This window comes from Streptomyces neyagawaensis (assembly GCF_023516595.1).
In the GTDB taxonomy this organism is placed as follows: Bacteria; Actinomycetota; Actinomycetes; order Streptomycetales; family Streptomycetaceae; genus Streptomyces; species Streptomyces neyagawaensis.
Genome location: NZ_JAMGBG010000102.1, coordinates 1 through 2404, shown reverse-complemented (window position 1 = coordinate 2404; position 2404 = coordinate 1). Strand labels below are relative to the sequence as shown.

Genomic DNA, 2404 nt, shown 5'->3' with positions numbered 1-2404 from the left:
CGCCACGCCCGCCGCACCGGCTCCCGCCCAGCCGGCCGCCGCCCCTGCCGCGCCGGCCGCCGCGCCCGCGCCCGCCGCCGATCTGACCAAGTCCGAGGACGCCCGATGAGCACGCCCCAGCCGCAACTCGCCCCGCAGCAGCCACCCGCCGCCCCCTGGCAGGGTGCGCCGGGCACGTCGTACACCTCGCCGATCCCGGTGGTGCGCACACACCTCGGGCACGCGATCGTCTCCGAGTGGACGAAGATCAAGTCCGTGCGCTCGACGATGTGGACCCTCGGTGTCTTCGTCTTCCTCCTGCTCGGCCTCGGTCTGCTGTTCGCCGCCATCGCCGCGTCCGCCGACATGAACCTGGAGGGCGAGTCCCCGCTGGGGCTCGGCCTGTTCGGTGTGATGATCGGCAGCGTCTGCATCATCACGCTCGGCGTGCTGACGACCGCCTCCGAGTACGGCACCGGCATGATCCGGACCACGCTGACCGCGTGCCCGAGCCGCAGCCGGGTGCTGGCCGCCAAGGCGATCGTGTTCTTCGCCCTCGCGTTCACCATCACCCTGGTGTTCACCTCGCTCGTCGCCTTCCTCCAGGTGGCGATCCTGGAGGGCAGCAACGCGGCGGCCCCGAGCGGCGAGGAGTGGGTCAAGGCGACCGTCGGTGTGAGCCTGTTCCTCGCCCTGTTCGGTCTGCTGTCGCTGCTCGTCGGCTCGCTGATCCGTCACTCGGCGGGCGCGATCACCATCATGCTGGGTGTGTTCCTCGCGCCGCTGGTCATCGCGATCTTCATGTTCGCGGAGTCGCTGCGGGACGTGCAGGAGTTCCTGCTCAACTACTCGATCCCGAGCCAGCTCGGCGTCTTCTACGGTGCTGAACTCGGCGCCTCCGCCCCGTCCGGCTGGGACCCGCTGTGGATCATGCTGGGCCTGGTGGCGGTCGCGTTCGCCGGCGCGTTCGCCCTGTTGGAGAAGCGGGACGTGTAACCACCGGGCGGGCGCCCTGAGTCGGGCTTCAGAACCTCGGTGCGTTTCGGGACCGCTGCACCCGCGTGGTGCGGCGGTCCTTCGCGTTCCAGCAGGCCTTGTGCCAGTGGCGCCGTTCGTCGACGCCCGAGTGCTCGGGCCAGGCGACGACGTGCGGGACCCCGGCGGGGATCATCTGGTCGCAGCCGGGGCACCGGTAGGTCTTGCCCGCCGCGCTCGCGCCCGCCACATGGCGCACACTCCACTCCTCACCCTGCCAGGGCTCGCTGGACTGCCAGCCGCCGTACCGGTCCGAACGGTCCTCGTCGGCGCTCCGAGCCGACGGACCCGACCGGCCATCGCCCTTGGGACGGTTGCGACGCGGGGACACGGGACACCTCACGGGGCTATACAGGGAGCAGGTTTGGTGTCCAGCCTACGCGGGCCCGATGGGGGTACGCGTACGGCACCAATCGCCTCAGAACGCCCTCCGCTCGCAGCATTCTGCAGACAATCGGCAAATCTCGCCGCCAGGCCGTGTCTTCGGCACGTGTCAGAGGGTTATGCCGGGTGGGGGAGCTCCCGAGTCGGAGCCGAGGAAGCAGGAAGTGCGATGCGTGTAGGAACATTTGTACTGGGAGCCCAGTTCCCCGGCCAGGGGCAGGGAGAGGCTCTCCACCGTGCGGTGCGGACCGCGGACGTGGCCGAGGAGGCGGGGCTCGACTCGGTCTGGCTGGCCGAGCACCACTTCGTGCCGTACGGGACGTGCCCGTCGGCGATCACCCTCGCCGCGCTACTGCTGGGGCGCACCCGGCGGATCCGCGTCGGCACGGCGGTCAGCGTGCTGCCCACCGTCCATCCCGTCGCCCTGGGCGAGCAGGCCGCCCTGCTGCATGTGACGTCCGGGGGGCGCTTCTCGCTGGGCGTCGGACGGGGCGGGCCCTGGGTGGACCTGGAGGTCTTCGGCGCCGGACTGGGGGCGTACGAGGAAGGGTTCCCGGAATCACTCGATCTGCTGCTGCGCTGGCTGCGGGAACCCTCGGTCTCCGCCTCGGGGGAACGATTCAGCTTCCGTGAGGTCCCCGTCGTGCCGAGGCCCTCGGAGGACCTGGACGAGACGCCGGGCCCCGAGGTCGTCGTCGCCTGCACCTCACGGGCGAGCGTACGGCTGGCGGCGGAGAAGGGGCTCTCGATGCTCCTCGGGATGCACATCGGGGACGAGGAGAAGGCGGAGATGGTGGCGACGTGGCGCAGCTGCGCCCGGGCCGCGGGCCGGTCACCGGAGGAGATCGCCGGCGCGGCCCATGTGTCGGCCGGTGTCTGCCAGATCGCGGACCGGCGCACCGACGCCGTGGAGGCGCTCACCAAGGCGATGCCGGGCTGGCTGAAGCAGGGCCTGGAGGCCCATGTGACCGTCGACGGCCGTGTCCGGGCCATGCGGGACCCGGTG

Annotated in this window: 3 protein-coding genes; 2 read left to right on the top strand and 1 reads right to left on the bottom strand. The window is 71.3% G+C overall.

Annotated features, from left to right (window positions below):
* The first annotated feature begins 105 nt into the window (after window positions 1–105).
* Window positions 106–975, top strand: coding sequence for an ABC transporter permease subunit (locus M8J73_RS32835; RefSeq protein WP_055540188.1), 870 nt, complete (start codon window positions 106–108; stop codon window positions 973–975).
* A gap of 28 nt (window positions 976–1003) precedes the next feature.
* Here M8J73_RS32835 and M8J73_RS32830 read toward each other — a convergent pair whose 3' ends face one another.
* Window positions 1004–1345, bottom strand: coding sequence for an Rv1322 family protein (locus tag M8J73_RS32830; RefSeq protein ID WP_055540187.1), 342 nt, complete (start codon window positions 1343–1345; stop codon window positions 1004–1006).
* Between the two features lie 222 nt (window positions 1346–1567).
* Between M8J73_RS32830 and M8J73_RS32825 the strand changes: the two genes are divergently transcribed.
* Window positions 1568–2404, top strand: an 837-nt coding sequence (locus M8J73_RS32825; RefSeq protein ID WP_249829436.1) for an LLM class flavin-dependent oxidoreductase, incomplete at its 3' end; no start/stop codon positions are given.

Bases quoted from the DNA above. Each gene is read 5' to 3' on its own strand.
- M8J73_RS32835 (WP_055540188.1), top strand. From the start codon at position 106: ATGAGCACGCCCCAGCCGCAACTCGCCCCGCAGCAGCCACCCGCCGCC.